The sequence below is a fragment of the Thalassospira permensis NBRC 106175 genome (genome assembly GCF_000714555.1).
Lineage (GTDB): Bacteria > Pseudomonadota > Alphaproteobacteria > Rhodospirillales > Thalassospiraceae > Thalassospira > Thalassospira xiamenensis.
This window is the reverse complement of sequence record NZ_AUNC01000029.1, coordinates 1-15,700: the sequence shown is the minus strand read 5'-3', so window position 1 is coordinate 15,700 and position 15,700 is coordinate 1. Positions and strand designations below refer to the sequence as shown.

The following is a 15,700-nucleotide window of genomic DNA, read 5'->3' as shown; positions in this document are numbered from 1 at the left end:
AACGCGATCGGACCACGAACAATACACAATTGGGCTATCGCGCCACCAAAACAGTGTTTTAATCTGAGCACGCAACCACAGAGTCATTTTTTTTGTCGATTTGATCTTCCAATGGTTAAATTTAGTGTATACAGTATTCCACATGCGAAAGAAGGATTGAAGATGGAACCGCTTTCCGGTCGTAAAAGTCTGACTGACGAAGTGCATGATCGCTTGGTCGATGCCTTGTGTTCCGGTGCTCTCCCTCCCGGAACACCTTTGCGTCAGGAAGCCTTGGCCGAGGAGCTCAATGTCTCGCGGCAGCCAGTGTTGCAAGCTCTGGGGTTGCTGCGTCGTGATGGACTGGTGGTACCGATGGGACGGCGCGGATACCGCGTTGCGCCGGTCGATGCCAAACTGGTCGAGCACGTTTATGACTTGCGCGAAGCGTTTGACGGGCTTGCCGCCCGTCTGGCGTCAAAATCCCCGGAAGACGAACGGAAATCGGCCCTGCGGGCTGCCATCCAACAGGGACACCACGCCCTGGACAGCAATACCACCGCAGACCTTGTTGCAGCCGACGTCGCGTTTCATCAAACGATCTATCGCCTGTCGGGCAATCCCCTGTTGCCCGAGGCATCAGCCGCAATCTGGCTGCAGGTCCGGCGTGTCATGCATGCTGATCTGCAAACCGGAACCGGTCCCGACCCCGTCTGGACCGAACATCAAGCCATCGCCGACGCCATCTGCGCCGGCGATGGCGCGGCGGCCCAACAATTGGCAATTGCACATACACGCAATGCCGCAAACCGCCTGATCATGCACATGAAAGAAACTGCAAAGAAAAACAATTGAATCGCCTGGCGCATAAACCGCCCGAAACGGGCACATGGTCGCACAACAAAAACCAAAATCTTGCGACACGGAGGAACGTCATGAAACTCAATGAAGCGGCACTTGCCGAATTTCGCGAACAGGGCTTTGTCTTTCTACCGGAACTTTTCTCTCGCGAAGAAGCCGCCCTTCTGCTGTCCGAAGCCCGCAAGATTTATGCGTCCGACCGCGAAGAAGTCTGGCGCGAAACATCCGGTGTTGCCCGCACGGCCTTCGCCGCCCACACCTATAACGAAGCCCATCGCCGCCTTGGTGCTCATCCCCGCCTGATCGAACCTGTGGAACAGTTCCTTGATGAACAGGTTTACATGCATCAATACAAAATCAACGCCAAGGCTGCCTTTGATGGTGCCGTCTGGCAATGGCATCAGGATTACGGCACCTGGCAGCGCGACGATGAAATGCCCGAACCGCGCGCCTTTAACATCGCCCTGTTCCTCGAAGACGTCACTCCGGCAAACGGCCCGTTGCTATTCATCCCCAAAAGCCACAAGGCCGGCGTACTCAAAGCCGGTCACGATCTTGAAACCACCTCCTATCCGCTTTGGACCCTGGATCGAGAAACCGTGACAAAGCTTGCTGCCGAAGGCGGCTGTGAAGCCCCGATTGGGCCTGCCGGATCGGTTGTGATGTTCCACGGCAACCTTGTCCATGCAAGCCCCCCCAATATCAGCCCGTTTGACCGCACCATTGTTTATCTTAGCCTGTGCGCGGTTTCGAACCATATCCGGGCGTTTAATCGCAAACCGTGGATCGCGCATCGCGACTTCACCCCGATCACACCGCTTGCCGATGACTGCCTTGACGAACTGGTTGCCAAACAATCGTCCGCCAAAAGTTCTGCGGCCTGATCACCCGGCGACGGAGTATTTCAAATGAACCTTGATGCAAAGCTGCGCAAACGTGCCGCAGACGGCAATCCCGTTCGCGTCGGCATTATCGGTGCAGGCAAATTTGGCTCGATGTTTTTAAGTCAGGCCGGACACCATCCGGGCTATCACGTTCTCGGGGTCGCAGACCTGAGCGCGACCCGCGCCAAAGAGGCTCTCGACCGTGTTGGCTGGCCAAAGGAACGCTATCAGGCAACCGATCCGGACAATGCGCTTGAAAACGGCACCACCTGGATCACCGAGGATGCCGATGCCCTGATCGAAGCCAACGGCATCGAAGTCATCATCGATGCCACCGGCAGCCCCGCAGCCGGTATCCGCTATGGTCTGAAGGCCATCGAATATGGCCGCCACCTTGTCATGGTCAATGTAGAGGCCGACGTTCTTGCTGGCCCCCTTCTGGCCCACAAAGCCGAACAGGCAGGCCTTGTCTATTCCATGGCCTATGGCGATCAGCCCGCCCTGATTTCGGAAATGGTTGATTGGGCGCGTGCCGTCGGCCTTGATGTCATCTGTGCGGGAAAAGGCACCAAATATCTGCCCGCCTATCACCATGTCACGCCTGATGATGTCTGGACCCATTATGGCCTGACACCGCAACAGGCAAAGGCGGGCGGGATGAACCCGCAGATTTTCAACAGCTTCCTTGACGGCACCAAATCAGCCATCGAAATGGCCGCTGTTGCCAATGCCTGTGATCTGGTACCACAGGATGTAGGCCTTCGTTTCCCGGCCTGCGGGGTCGATGATCTGCCACGTCTGCTCTCACCACGCGAAACCGGCGGATTGCTGGATCGCAAGGGCACGGTTGAAGTGGTTTCAAGCCTTGAACGCGACACCCGACCGGTCTTTCGCGATCTGCGCTGGGGTGTTTATGTTACCTTCGAAGCCCCCAGTGACTATGTCAAACGCTGCTTCTCGGAATATGATCTTCTGACCGATCCGACCGGGCAATATTCCGCGATGTATAAACCCTATCACCTGATCGGGCTGGAACTGGGCATTTCGGTCGCCTCTGCCGCCCTGCGCCACGAGGCCACCGGCGCACCGCGCGCATGGTCGGGCGACGCAGTTGCCTTTGCCAAACGCGACCTTCGCGTCGGTGAAAAGCTCGACGGTGAAGGCGGTTACACGGTCTATGGCAAACTGATGCCCGCCCGCATGTCAAAGGCCAAAAATGCCCTGCCCATCGGCCTTGCGCACCACCTGACACTCAACCGCAATGTCGCAATTGATCAGGTCGTGACATGGGACGATGTCGATTTCGACCCTACCGATCCCGCCATCCGCTTCCGCAAGGAAATGGAAGATACCTTTGGCTAACGAACTCTCTCTGTCGCGTCACCAAAACGAAAACCCCGGCCACATGGACCGGGGTTTTCAATGTGCAGGGCGATGCGCCAATCAGGCCGACAGCTTGCTGTCCAGGCCGCCCTTTGCGTTCAGCGCCATCAACTCGTCGCAACCGCCAATATGTTCGTCATTGATGAAAATCTGCGGCACGGTGTGTTTGCCATTCGCACGATCCATCATTTCCTTTTTGCGACGCGGTTCCATCATCACATCGATCAATTCGTACTTCGCACCCTTTTCTTCCAGAAGCTTGCGGGCACGCTTGCAATAGGGGCACCATTCGGTGGCATAAACTTCGACTTTTGCCATCTGGTCATGTTCCTTTTTCATTGGGTCGTTATCGGTGCTATGGCGCATATTTTCACGGCCTTGCACCAGAATACGACCGGCAATCCGTCCTTTATGGGCGTTCTATAACAGATATTTTGCGACGCGTCATCGGACCACCCGTGCAACTGTGATCACATCGACGTGCATGGCTCCGGCGCGCTTTAAAATCCGCGCGCATGCATTGGCCGTCGCACCGGTGGTCAGCACATCATCAATCAAAACCACGCGCGCCCCCGAAAGCCCGATCCGCTGTGCGATCCTGTCATCGACGCCGAACGCACCGCCGACTTCGCGCTTGCGCGACGACGGCCCCAAACCGCCCAGACTGCGCGTTTTTCGCAACCGCCGCAGCACCGTACCATGCCATCCAATGCCGGTATGGCGCGACAGACTGGCGGCCAACAACCCAGACTGATTATATCGTCGCATCAAAAGCCGGGTACGATGCAACGGCACCGGAAGAATGATATCCGCATCTGCCCAGAAATCCCGCCCGGCCTGCACCAGCCAGCGACTTAAAAGCGGCGTCAGATCGGTGCGATCCCCGTGCTTGAACCGTAAAAGGTAATCACGACTGGCGTCGTCATAAACCAGTGCCGCACGGGCCCGATCAAACGCAGGCTTTTTACGCAAACATTCGCCGCACAAGATGCCATCGCCCGCATTGTCTTCAGCGGCAAGCTCGAACGGATAGCCGCAACACGCGCACAGTGGATCGGAAATAAACCGAAGCCCGATCCAGCAATCAGCACAGACTGCATGCACTGTATCGGTAACCGCACCGCATCCACCACAACGCGGCGGCAAAACGGTGCGCAAACCGATCTGCATGACATTGCCGACAATACGGCCAATCTCTGCCGGTAAAATCCCCACTCGATCTTCCCTGCCCATGCATCGTCATCGATCACAAAACACCCGATCCTATCACGCAAGATGATTGAAACGATGCGCTAATTGATACGCTTATCCGCACGCAGACGATCCACCGCTAGGTCAATAAAGGCGCGCACCTTGGCCGGTGCATGGCGGCCTTCGGGATGGACGATATGAATGGGGATCGGTTCGGGCTCATAATCGCGTAAAACGACTTCAAGCGATCCTGCCTCAATCGACGGTATCGCCTGATAAGACAACAGGCGCACCAGCCCCCATCCGTCAATCGCCGCCTTGCGCGCGGCTTCAATCGAATTGGTTTGCAATCGTGCACTGACCGAAAGACTGGTTTTCTGATCGCCGCCAAACTGCCAGTCCAGTGGTGCCGATGATCCGGTTGATGCAACAACCCTGTGCATCCCGATATCTGCGGGTACCTGTGGCCTGCCGTGGCGATCAAAATAATCGGGGGACCCGCAAATGATACGCCTAACCGTCCCGACCTTGATCGCGCTCATTGATGTATCGGCCATATGCCCGATCCGAAGAGCAAGATCGATGCCTTCCTCGACAATATTGACGATGCGATCAAACAACAGTACCCGACCGCGCATTTCGGGATACTGATCGAGGAATTCGGTCATTACCGGAAATACATACATCTGACCGAACAGAACCGGGGCCGTGATGGTCAAGGTCCCGCTGGGTCTGGCATAGGCACCGCCTGCCGCGGCTTCGGCTTCTTCCAGATCGCCAAGCAATCGTTTGCAATCGTCATAATAATGTGCGCCCGGTTCGGTCAGGGAGACAGACCGTGTTGTCCGGGTCAAAAGCCGTGCGCCGGTGATATCCTCAAGGAAGGCCACCGCACGTGTAACCGCAGGTGGGCTTGCTCCCAATTCCCGTGCCGCAGCGGCAAAGCTTTGTGCTTCGACAACGCGCACAAAAATCCTCATCGCCTGAAATCGGTCCATGGTGCTTTTCCTGCTCCGCCAACACACAATTCCACTTTATGGAATAATGAATTCCCCGAAAACCATATTCAGCAAATCAGAGGAAACAATCACAGTAGGCAGCATCACATCAACCTCATATTCGAAGAAGGATTTGGAACAATGAAGCTGCATTATTTTCCCCTCTCGGGCCATGCCCACCGCGCCCACCTGTTTCTAAGCCTTCTGGGCGTTGAGCATGATGTCGTCACGGTAGATCTGCCCAATGGCGCGCATAAATCGCCGGAATTCCTCAAACTGAACCCGTTGGGTCAGGTGCCCGTGCTTGAAGATGGCGACGTCGTGATTGCCGATTCCATCGCCATCATGACCTATGTCGCCAAGAAACGCGGCGCGACCGACTGGCTGCCCGAAGATGCCGAAAGTGCCGCCAAGGTTCAGAAATGGCTTTCGGTCGCGGCGGGGCAAATTGCCTATGGCGTCTGTGCTGCCCGTCTGCTCACGGTGTTTAATGTACCGTTCAATCCCGACGAAGTCATTGCACGCGCCCATGCCATTCTGGCCCAGATTGATGACGCGCTTTCTGGCAAGGACTGGATCGAGCTGGGCCGTCCAACCGTCGCCGATGTCGCCCTTTACAGCTATATTGCCAACGCCCCCGAAGGCAATATTGACCTTGCCCCCTATGGCAATGTGCGTGCATGGCTAAAACGGGTCGAAGCCCTGCCCGGTTTTGTGCCGTTCGACCAGACTGTCGCTGGCCTGCGCAAGTCGGCCTGACAGGTCGGGCCGGTCTTTCGCCTTGTCCAGGCTCCCCCTGCACGGACACAGCGATCACCCCCCGACCGGCCCTTCCCCGACTTCCCTTGTGTCGCAAAGGAAATTGCCATGAACACGCCCGTTACGTCATCTGCCCCCGTAAAATTCACCCCGTCTGGCACCGACACCAACGGTCCGTGGCACGAAGGTGAAATTCACATGCAGAAGCTGGTCGGGGTCGATGAACGTATGGCCGAAGTTGGCAAACGTGTTCTGCGCGACCATCTGATCGACCAGCATCGCCACTTTTACCCGCAACTGCCCTTTGCAGTATTTGGTGCGGTTGATGATAATGGTGATGTCTGGGCGACCCTTCGCGCCAACCACCCCGGCTTCCTGCATTCCCCCGATCCCTATCAGCTTGCCGTCGACATCCCGCGCGATCCGACCGATCCGGCCGATGCCGGGATGGATGATGGCAAGGCAATTGGCATGATCGGGATTGAACTGCACACAAGACGCCGCAACCGTCTGAATGGCACCATCGCACGTTCATCTGATAGCGGTTTCGCAATCCGGCTCGGGCACAGCTATGGCAACTGCCCGCAATATATCCATCTGCGCGATTTCGAATTCGTCCGCGATCCACTTTCGTCTCAAACCGGTTCGCATGCGGATTTGGAAAGCACGTTGAATGATAAAGCGCGCGCGATGATTTCCGAGGCTGACACCTTCTTTGTCGCAACCTATGTTGATCGTCCGGGCGAAAAGCGCGAGGTCGATGTTTCACACCGTGGCGGCAAACCAGGATTTGTTCGCATTAATGCCGATGGTAGCCTGACCATTCCCGATTTTGCCGGAAACCTGTTTTTCAATACGCTGGGTAATATCCTCGCCAATCCCAAGGCTGGCCTTGTTTTTACCGATTTTGCCACGGGCGATGTCCTGCAGATCACGGGCGATGCCGACGTCATCATCGACGGGCCAGAAATTGCCGCCTTTCAGGGGGCAGAACGTTTGTGGCGGGTTTTCCCGCGTAAGGTCATCTTGCGCAAAGCCACCCTTCCGATCCGCTGGCGCGATCAAATCGATGGGGCCTCCCCCAACAGCCTTCTAACCGGCGACTGGGAAACGGCGGAACGTAAAATTGCGGCCATGCAGAACGCGATTATTTGGAAAAATTTCAAAATCGCGCGGATTGTGAAAGAAAACAGAATAATCAAATCCTTCCATCTCGAACCGCTCGACGGAACTGGAACCCTGCCTTACAAGGCCGGGCAGCATCTGCTGATCCGGGTCACGGTGCCCGGCCATGACAAACCACTGATCCGCACCTACACACTTTCAAGCGGCCCGTCGGACAATCGCTATCGCATCAGTGTGAAGCGCGAAGGCGCGGTTTCAAGCCACTTGCACGACCATCTTGCCGAGGGCGATGTGATCGAGGCCCGTGCGCCTGCAGGCGATTTTTCAATCGACGCCCATGTCAAACGCCCGGCAGTTCTGATTGCGGGTGGGATCGGTATCACACCGATGATCTCGATGTTGCGCCATATCGTTTATGAGGGGCTCCGCACCCGCGGCTTCCGGCCGACATGGCTGTTTTATGCGGCGCGAACCCTTGAATACCGGGCGTTTGATGACGAGCTGGTCGAACTGGTCAAAGCAGCCCAAGGCAGCATTCGCCTTGTCCGCGTGCTTGCTGATCCGACCGACGCCGAACCGCGCAAGGATTACGAAGCATCCGGGCATATCGATATGGATTTGCTGCGCTCCCTGCTGCCGTTTGACGATTTCGATTTTTATCTGTGCGGTCCGCCACCTTTTATGCAGGCGATATATGACGGTTTGCGCGGCCTTAACATTACCGATACCCGCATCCATGCCGAGGCCTTCGGCCCCGCATCGCTGCAACGCAGCCACGACAGCCAGCCCGATCTGCCTGAACTGGCACCGGCAAGCAGCACGGATACAAAAGTTGATTTTTCAGGTTCGGACAAAAGTGCGATCTGGAAGCCAGATGATGGCAAAACCTTGCTGGAACTGGCCGAAGATGCCGGATTGGCACCAGAGGCAAGCTGCCGCGGCGGGAATTGCGGCACCTGCCGGACTAAAATCCTGCAAGGGAACGTCACCTATAAAACCCGGCCCTCGGCTAAAACCGCCCAGGACGAGGCATTGATCTGCTGTGCGGTACCTGCGGCTGCGGAAGATGGTAGCGATGAATCGCTTGTTCTGGCGCTTTGATCCGGTCTTGGATTGCAAGGGAGGGCGCGACGTTCTATCTAGGTCGTAACTTTTAAAACGACTTTTGACGGAGCTTCCCGCCTCATGGCCGATCCGATCACCGTTTTTGATCGCCACATCCTGAAACTGCGCCGCGACCGCGCGGCAAAACGTGCCAGCGAGTTCAATTTCCTGTTTGCCGAAACTGCCGAACGCCTTGCCGACCGGCTTGACGACACCACGCGCAAATTCCCGCTAGCGGTTGATCTTGGCTGTCACAATGGCGAGCTTGGCCAGATCATCGGTGCACGTGGCGGGATAGAAACCCTGCATCAATGCGACATTTCATATGGTTATGCGCAGTCAGCCAGAATGCGCAATGAGCGCACGACATTCGTTGCCGATGAAGAATTCCTGCCGTTTGGCGATGGGTCACTTGATCTGATCCTTTCGAACCTGTCGCTGCACTGGGTCAATGACCTGCCCGGTATGCTGCTTCAGGCAAGGCGCGCGCTTAAACCCGATGGGCTGTTTCTGGCCTGCCTTCTGGGCGGTGATACTCTGCGTGACCTGCGCGAGGCGCTGATGACCGCCGAGGCCGAAGAAGAAGGCGGCGTGTCCCCCCGCGTTTCCCCCTTTGTCGATGTTCGCGATGCCGGGGCGCTGTTACAGCGCAGCGGCTTTGCCCTGCCGGTGGTCGATAGCGACGATATCACCATTGATTACCCTGATGCGCTGAAACTGATGCGCGATCTTTCGGGGATGGGGGAAAGCAACCTTGTCGCCATCCGGTCCAAGAAATTCACCAAACGCAGCACATTGGCCCGTGCGGCGGCAATTTATCACGAACGTCACGGTCGCCCGGATGGCCGCGTTCATGCCAAATTTCAGGTGATCTACCTTACCGCCTGGGCGCCCGATGAAAGCCAGCCCAAGCCGCTTAGACGCGGTACAGGGCAGGTCAGCCTTGTTGATTTTCTGGGTGACGTCCAGGACAAGCCCGATCCGGCAAAAAGCAATTAGTCATACTTTTTGTTTTGCCGTTCAAAAGCAAACAGTTACCGGAATTTGACATGCTCCTTCCTTCTCCGCTGATTCAGGGCAAGCTGATCAAACGTTACAAACGTTTTCTGGCCGATATCGAGCTGGAAAACGGCGATATGATCACCGCCCATTGCGCCAATCCGGGCGGGATGATCGGGTTGAAGGAGGCCGGGATCGATGTCTGGCTGTCGCAATCGGACAATCCGAAACGCAAACTGAAATACAGTTGGGAACTGTGCCGGGTTGGCGGTGCGATGGTTGGCATCAATACTGCCCATCCCAACGCAATCGTCGAAGAAGCCATCTTGTCGGGCAAGGTGCCGGAGCTGGCCGGATATGAATCGCTGAAGCGTGAAGTCAAATATGGCAAGAATTCACGGATCGATATCCTGCTTTCTGATCCGGAACGTGGGCTTTGCTATGTCGAAGTCAAGAATGTGCATCTTAAACGCGATGATGCTGTTCCGGGGCTGGCGGAGTTTCCCGATGCGGTTACCGCGCGCGGAGCAAAGCACCTTGACGAAATGGCCGACATGGTCGCAGAAGGTCACCGTGCCGTGATGTTCTATCTGATCCAGCGCGATGATTGCGACCGTTTTGCCTTGGCATCCGATATAGATCCGCACTATGCCGCGCGCTTTTCAGCGGCGACCAGCGCCGGGGTCGAGGCATTGGCCTATGACTGCATCATTGATGTCAAGACACCATCGGTAACCGTAAACAAGGCCGTTCCGATCCGGGACATCAGCGCAAAGTGACGGCATCCTTGCCAATTTCGCCCTGTCCGATTATGTCATTGAACTATGTTGCGACACAGCGACCATTGAATTTACTGCCGAACCAAGGAGATTTCGGGTGGCGAACGGAAAAGTAAAACTGCACGGACCCGAAGCGTTCGAAGGGATGCGCGCCGCCGGACGGCTGGCTGCGGAAGTCCTTGATTACATTACGCCCTTCGTTGTTCCGGGCGAAACGACCGGCAGGCTCGACCAATTGTGTGATGAATATATTCGCGATCATAATGCGGTTTCGGCCTGCCTTGGCTATCGCGGCTTTCCGAAATCGATTTGCACCTCGATCAACCATGTTGTCTGCCACGGGATTCCCGGCGACAAGAAACTGATGAATGGCGACATCATGAATATCGATGTCACGGTCATTCTCGATGGCTGGTATGGCGATACGTCGCGCATGTATGTCGCGGGCACGCCCAAGGTCATGGCGCAGCGCCTTGTCGATGTGACGTACGAAGCATTGTGGCGCGGGATTAATGCCGTCAAGCCCGGTGCGACACTTGGCGATATCGGCCATGCGATCCAAAGCTATGCCGAAAGCGAACGTTTTTCGGTTGTACGCGATTTCTGCGGTCACGGCCTTGGTCAGGTGTTCCATGATGCGCCCAATATCCTGCATTATGGCCGCCCGGGCGAAGGACTGGTTCTGGAACCCGGCATGATTTTCACCATCGAACCGATGATCAACCAGGGCACTTATACCTGCAAAATCCTGCCTGATGGCTGGACAGCCGTAACGCGGGACCGCAAACTGTCGGCACAGTTCGAACATTCACTTGGCGTCACCGATGACGGGTTTGAAATCTTTACCCGTTCACCGGCCGGACTTGAAAAACCACCATACGACATTAGTGCTGCCGCCGAATAAGGCCGCAAACAAAAAGGGGGAAGCGGATTTGAGCGAAACAGAAGATCGCAAGGCTGCTTCCCATCCTGACGCATCAATAGATGTACAGATTGATGACGGCACGCGCGTCTTTTTTGATCAGTCGCGCGCTGCGGTTCCGGTCGGACAAAGTACCAGTTTCCAGCCATCGCCGAGCGACGCGAAACCGCCCAAACCCCATTATCACGGCCACCGTCAACGCCTGCGCGAACGGTTCCTTAAAGGCGGGGCCAATGCGCTTGCCGATTATGAATTGCTTGAACTTCTGCTGTGTATGGCGATGCCGCGTGGCGATGTCAAACCGCTGGCAAAATCGCTGATTACGCAGTTTGGCAGCTTTGCCAATGTTCTTGCCGCACGGTCCGAAGATTTGCAAAAGGCCAAGGGGCTTGGCGATGCCGGAATTGCCGCGATCAAGGTGGCCGAGGCAAGCGCGCAATATCTGGCCCGTGAACGCGCGATGGAATTGCCCGTGATCGCCAGTTGGGAACAGCTGATTGATTACTGCCGGGTGCGTCTGGGCCATCGCAAGACCGAAGAACTGCATCTGCTGTTTCTGGACCGCAAGAACCGGTTGATTGCCGATGAATGCCATCAGACCGGCACGGTCGATCACACCCCGGTTTACCCGCGCGAAGTGATCAAGCGCGCCCTTGAATTGCACGCCAGCGCGATCATTCTGGTCCATAACCATCCCAGCGGCGATGCCACCCCATCGCGCGGCGATATAGACATGACGCGCAAGATTGTCGAGGCCGCAAAGGCGATGGAAATCACCATCCACGACCACATCATCATCAGTCAGGCCGGGTATAATTCGTTTAAAACCCTTGGCCTGATTTAGCCACATGATCCAGCGGGATAAGATCGTGCTTTTGGGATAAAAGTGCAGCGCCGCCGTAAAACGAACGGAACCAGACAGAAACAGTTGGCTAAAACGGAAAATCTGGTCAGCCATTGAGAACAGCCGACCAGATATCTGTCTCTGAATTTTCAATTGTCTCAAACAATGAAGACGACCGAGGTCAAATCCTTCCTTCGGCAACCATTTCACGAGTACGCTTCAATGTAGACATCAGGGCTGCTTTGTAGCCGTTATTGCTATCGAACTGTGCTTGCTCTGCCTGTTCTTCCGAGCCGTTAGGTTCCTTGTCGCGCAGTCCTAGGTAGCAGTAGAATTTGAGCTGAAGGTCGCCCGTTTCGTCCTCGAACAGTTCGTTGATGATCGCCCCCTCTCGCGGGCCTGTTGCCTGAAAGAAGGTGACCTTTCGTTGCGCATCCAGCGTAATGATCTCGCGCAGGTCGACACCGCTGATCGTAGCATCGCGGACGAAATGTGTTGAGCTTTCCTCTGTGACATCGCAACGGGTACAGAGGCCAGCCGGAAGAAATTGTCGCGCATCACGAGCTTTCAGCTCAAGGCCCTTCCAGACCTGTTCGCGTGTCAGTCTGGGTTTACCTTGCGGGTTAACCGGGACGGTTGCAGTCGAATATATCATGTCGATGATCCTTTTTTCGGTCGGGTTGGAATGAGGGCGATCAGTCAACGATCTGCGCGACATAATCACGATAGGAGCGCAACGGACGGCCAAGCATCGACGTCAACCGGTCGACGTCGCCAGCATCCGGAAGCATGCCATCGGTCAGGAAACGCTCCGCCATCAGTCGCATATCAAAGGCCATCCAGCCTGGCATGAACTGACGCAGGTTCTGTTCAAACCCAGCAGTATCGTTGCCGGGAAAGGTGATTGGGCGGCCAAGGACATCGCCCCAAATCGTGGCCGCATCCTTGCCGGTCAGCGTATCCGGACCAACAAGGTTGATGCGATTGATCGGCAGCGGTATTGCCGATTGTTCACGGCGGATCAGTTCGAGCACAGCAATTTCGCCGACGTCACGTGCATCAATCATTGCAAGTCCCTTTTCACCAATCGGCATCGGATAGATGCCAAAGTTGGTGACGACGTCCATGATCGTAATTTCGTTATCCATGTAATAAGCTGGGCGCAAAATGGTGGCACCAAGACCCATTTGTTCGATCATCCTCTCAACACCGAACTTGCCCGCGAAATGCGGCACGTTGACATAGATATCGCTGTGGATCACCGACAGATATACGATCCGCTCGATCCCGGCCTCACGGGCAAGGTTAAGCGTAATCAGCGCCTGCGTGTATTCGTCGGCAACAACCCCGTTCAGCAGAAACAGGGTCGAGACACCGGACAGGGCGCGCCGCAGTAAATCGACATCACGCATATCGCCCTGAACGACTTCCACGTCGTTCGGGAAACTGGCCTTGGACGGGTCACGGACCAATGCACGCACATCTGCACCGCGTTTCAGAAGTTGTTCGACAACATTGCTTCCGACATTGCCGGTCGCGCCGGTTACCAGAATGGTCATGGTTTTTCTCCTTGGTTGAGCAATTTGACTGCCCCAATTTAATGATCCACATTCACGGCAATAGACGTTATATTTAGACAGACTGTCTCGCTGGTGGAACACATGGACCTTCTTGCCCTTGCCGACTTCAATCTGGTCGCCCGACACGGTGGGTTTGGGAAAGCGTCGCGCGCCACAGGCCGCCCGAAAGCGACACTGTCACGCCGCGTGGCAGAGCTGGAGGCAAGCCTTGAGCTGCGTTTGTTCGAACGCAGTGCTCGACTTCTCAAACTGACCGAAGAAGGAAGGACGCTGTTCGAGCGGACGAGCCAGTTGTTCACTGAACTCGACGAGACGACTGCGGCAATTGCCTCTGGCGGACGCGAACCGAGGGGGAAACTTCGGATCAGTGCACCTTTGCTGTTTTCGCAGACTGCGATGGGGAAACTGGCTGCGGACTTCGCCCTCAAATACCCGGAGGTCCGACTTGAGGTCACGACCGAAGATCGCCCGGTCGATATGATTGAGGAAGCCTATGATCTGGTAATAAGGGTTAACCCGGAACCTGATGAAAGCCTTGTCGGTCGTGTGTTCCTGCGTGATCGACTGGTGATCGTTGCTAATCCGGGCCTGACGCCACCGATGGATGGCTCCTCTGTCCCGGCTGTTGTACGGGGGCAAGTCCGCCAAGACGAAAGCTGGAATGTGAAAACATCAACCAGCCAGTCAAAGATCGCGGTCAATCCGGTCCTGAGCCTCTCATCGCTCGTCATGGTTCGGGACGCCGTACGCAAAGGAGTTGGCGCGGGACGACTTCCGGTGTCGCTTGTGTGTCATGATCTTGCCGATGGTACGCTGGTGCATTGGGGCGATGTGGACGGGCCTGAAATTACCTTATGGGCGCTCTATCCGTCACGCCGCTTGCTAAGCGCACGCGTCTCGGCGTTCCTAGACTTTCTAAGGGATGCTTTTCCCAAAGGAACTCCGGACGAGTTGGCGGCCTATGTGGGAAGATGAAAGCCATATAGCTTGGCTTCCATGCCTGCTGTCCGATTGAAAAGAGCACAGAAAAGGCGAGTCGGCCCACTGGACGTGACCGACCCGCCAGAAACCGGCCGCCTGAATTTGGGGGGCAGGAGACCGGTGCCTGAACCCAAAGGTCAGAAGTTGTAAACCAGACCCAGACCGATGCTGTAAACATAGTCATCATCAATCAACGGGCTGTCAGTATAGCTGTCAGGCAGCAATTCCACCCCACCGGTTCCAAGCAGAACGATACTTTCGGTAATCGGATAGGTCACAGAAACGTCAAGATGCGGGATAAAGGCAGCATCCGCGTCATAGACGGCCCGGTCACTTCTGACTTCGGTGCCGCTGACACCGACATGGTAGTTTGCCAGCTTATCGCTTTGCCAGCGTACCCCGCCACCCCAGTCGAATGTTACATTCTGCAGATCCATCGGGATGGTATAGGTGAGGTCAAGTTCATGACCGTCATGGGCGTCATTCAGATCAGTCAGGTAATAGGCCCCGACTTCCCCGCGCCACAGGCGGCTGGTGAAACCGATCCCGGCCTCATAGGCCATATCGCGCTCTTTCATGCCACGCAGATATTCACTATCGCCATTTTCAAACGGCTTCATGCGAAGCGCACCAAGTACGTCAAGACTGGCGAATTCATTTTGCCATGCGGTGACAGATATCCCGTCGGTCCCGATATGCAGCCGATCCGCATCATAGGCCAAAAGCGGCAAAGGATCTAAATCGACGCTGTCCGCACCACGATAAGGATTGCTTTCAACCTGGCCATATGCCCCGAACTGCCATACCCCACCAAGCCAGGGATCAGCAGCTTCATCTTGTTTGGGGTTAACCTCTTCGCGCAGGACGTCCCTTGTACCTTGCTGCGCATTGGCCGACGTACTGATGACGAGCATAAGCGCACTTGCACACAATCCGGCCCCCAACAGGATCAAACCGTTCCCGACCAGATTTGAAACTTTATAAAAATTCATTTTGTCCGATCACCCTTGTATCAGTTTTGGTGACCCGACAATGCAGTGTCGTTCTGTGTCTGGCGTCCGGCTCTGTATCTTCGAACCTGATCTATGCGATCAAAAGGTACGAATGCGCATTCGGACGCGTTAAGTATTTGTATTTAATGAATTCTCATCCCGGTACGCACTGGGCGTTTTGCCGATGATTTTCTTGAAGGCCAGATTGAAAGTCGATTTGGAATTAAACCCGACACTGATGGCGATATCGAGGATCGTGCGATCCGGTTCCTCGATCAGAAGACGGGATGCTTCGTATGTACGGACCTCGTTGACGAAA

General features: G+C 55.7%; 17 protein-coding genes. 10 read left to right on the top strand and 7 right to left on the bottom strand.

Translation table 11 applies throughout. From position 1 onward, the window contains the following. Positions 1-162: 162 nt before the first annotated feature. The 3 genes from SMB34_RS14315 to SMB34_RS14305 all read left to right on the top strand — a co-directional run bounded on the left by SMB34_RS14315 (position 163) and on the right by SMB34_RS14305 (position 3,086). Entirely contained in the window at positions 163-834 is a 672-nt protein-coding gene (locus tag SMB34_RS14315; protein ID WP_037991003.1) for a GntR family transcriptional regulator, read from the top strand. An 80-nt stretch (positions 835-914) separates the two neighbouring features. Continuing rightward, on the top strand, positions 915-1,724 hold the full coding sequence (locus SMB34_RS14310) for a phytanoyl-CoA dioxygenase family protein (protein ID WP_037991033.1): 810 nt from the start codon (positions 915-917) through the stop codon (positions 1,722-1,724). A 24-nt stretch (positions 1,725-1,748) separates the two neighbouring features. Continuing rightward, entirely contained in the window at positions 1,749-3,086 is a 1,338-nt protein-coding gene (locus SMB34_RS14305; RefSeq protein WP_037991001.1) for an NAD(P)H-dependent oxidoreductase, read from the top strand. An 81-nt stretch (positions 3,087-3,167) separates the two neighbouring features. Here SMB34_RS14305 and grxC read toward each other — a convergent pair whose 3' ends face one another. The 3 genes from grxC to SMB34_RS14290 all read right to left on the bottom strand — a co-directional run bounded on the left by grxC (position 3,168) and on the right by SMB34_RS14290 (position 5,296). Beyond that, positions 3,168-3,446: a glutaredoxin 3 gene (grxC, locus tag SMB34_RS14300; protein WP_420823194.1), complete on the bottom strand. Its 279-nt coding sequence runs from the start codon at positions 3,444-3,446 to the stop codon at positions 3,168-3,170. Between the two features lie 105 nt (positions 3,447-3,551). After that, positions 3,552-4,322 carry a ComF family protein gene (locus SMB34_RS14295; RefSeq protein ID WP_037990999.1) on the bottom strand — a complete coding sequence of 257 codons (771 nt, stop codon included), beginning with the start codon at positions 4,320-4,322 and terminating at the stop codon, positions 3,552-3,554. Between the two features lie 77 nt (positions 4,323-4,399). Beyond that, positions 4,400-5,296: a LysR family transcriptional regulator gene (locus SMB34_RS14290; RefSeq protein WP_037990996.1), complete on the bottom strand. Its 897-nt coding sequence runs from the start codon at positions 5,294-5,296 to the stop codon at positions 4,400-4,402. A gap of 141 nt (positions 5,297-5,437) precedes the next feature. Between SMB34_RS14290 and SMB34_RS14285 the strand changes: the two genes are divergently transcribed. The 6 genes from SMB34_RS14285 (at position 5,438) to radC (ending at position 11,828) form a co-directional block, all read left to right on the top strand. After that, on the top strand, positions 5,438-6,055 hold the full coding sequence (locus SMB34_RS14285) for a glutathione S-transferase family protein (RefSeq protein ID WP_037990993.1): 618 nt from the start codon (positions 5,438-5,440) through the stop codon (positions 6,053-6,055). Positions 6,056-6,163: 108 nt separating this feature from the next. Next, the gene (locus SMB34_RS14280; protein ID WP_037990989.1) at positions 6,164-8,281 is read left to right on the top strand and encodes a 2Fe-2S iron-sulfur cluster-binding protein; all 2,118 of its coding nucleotides are present in this window, start codon (positions 6,164-6,166) and stop codon (positions 8,279-8,281) included. 84 nt (positions 8,282-8,365) lie between these two features. After that, entirely contained in the window at positions 8,366-9,283 is a 918-nt protein-coding gene (locus SMB34_RS14275) for a methyltransferase domain-containing protein (RefSeq protein WP_037990986.1), read from the top strand. 50 nt (positions 9,284-9,333) lie between these two features. Continuing rightward, complete coding sequence (sfsA, locus tag SMB34_RS14270) at positions 9,334-10,062, top strand: DNA/RNA nuclease SfsA (RefSeq protein WP_037991030.1); 729 nt, start codon at positions 9,334-9,336, stop codon at positions 10,060-10,062. Positions 10,063-10,159: 97 nt separating this feature from the next. Continuing rightward, positions 10,160-10,966 (top strand): type I methionyl aminopeptidase, encoded by an 807-nt coding sequence (gene map, locus SMB34_RS14265; RefSeq protein WP_037990985.1) that lies wholly within the window; start codon positions 10,160-10,162, stop codon positions 10,964-10,966. A gap of 28 nt (positions 10,967-10,994) precedes the next feature. Beyond that, positions 10,995-11,828 (top strand): RadC family protein, encoded by an 834-nt coding sequence (gene radC / locus SMB34_RS14260; protein ID WP_051682315.1) that lies wholly within the window; start codon positions 10,995-10,997, stop codon positions 11,826-11,828. 181 nt (positions 11,829-12,009) lie between these two features. Here the strand turns inward: radC and SMB34_RS14255 are convergent, their stop codons facing one another. After that, on the bottom strand, positions 12,010-12,483 hold the full coding sequence (locus tag SMB34_RS14255; RefSeq protein ID WP_007091147.1) for an AtaL-like protein: 474 nt from the start codon (positions 12,481-12,483) through the stop codon (positions 12,010-12,012). A gap of 40 nt (positions 12,484-12,523) precedes the next feature. Beyond that, the gene (locus tag SMB34_RS14250) at positions 12,524-13,387 is read right to left on the bottom strand and encodes an SDR family oxidoreductase (RefSeq protein ID WP_037990982.1); all 864 of its coding nucleotides are present in this window, start codon (positions 13,385-13,387) and stop codon (positions 12,524-12,526) included. Between the two features lie 102 nt (positions 13,388-13,489). Between SMB34_RS14250 and SMB34_RS14245 the strand changes: the two genes are divergently transcribed. Beyond that, entirely contained in the window at positions 13,490-14,383 is an 894-nt protein-coding gene (locus SMB34_RS14245; protein WP_037990980.1) for a LysR family transcriptional regulator, read from the top strand. A gap of 143 nt (positions 14,384-14,526) precedes the next feature. On the opposite strand, the gene SMB34_RS14240 is transcribed toward SMB34_RS14245, so the two are convergent. Together SMB34_RS14240 and SMB34_RS14235 are read right to left on the bottom strand one after the other, a co-directional pair. Next, positions 14,527-15,381: a MipA/OmpV family protein gene (locus SMB34_RS14240; protein ID WP_007091150.1), complete on the bottom strand. Its 855-nt coding sequence runs from the start codon at positions 15,379-15,381 to the stop codon at positions 14,527-14,529. Positions 15,382-15,510: 129 nt separating this feature from the next. Next, positions 15,511-15,700: helix-turn-helix domain-containing protein (locus SMB34_RS14235; RefSeq protein WP_037990978.1), on the bottom strand; the 190-nt coding region annotated here is incomplete at its 5' end.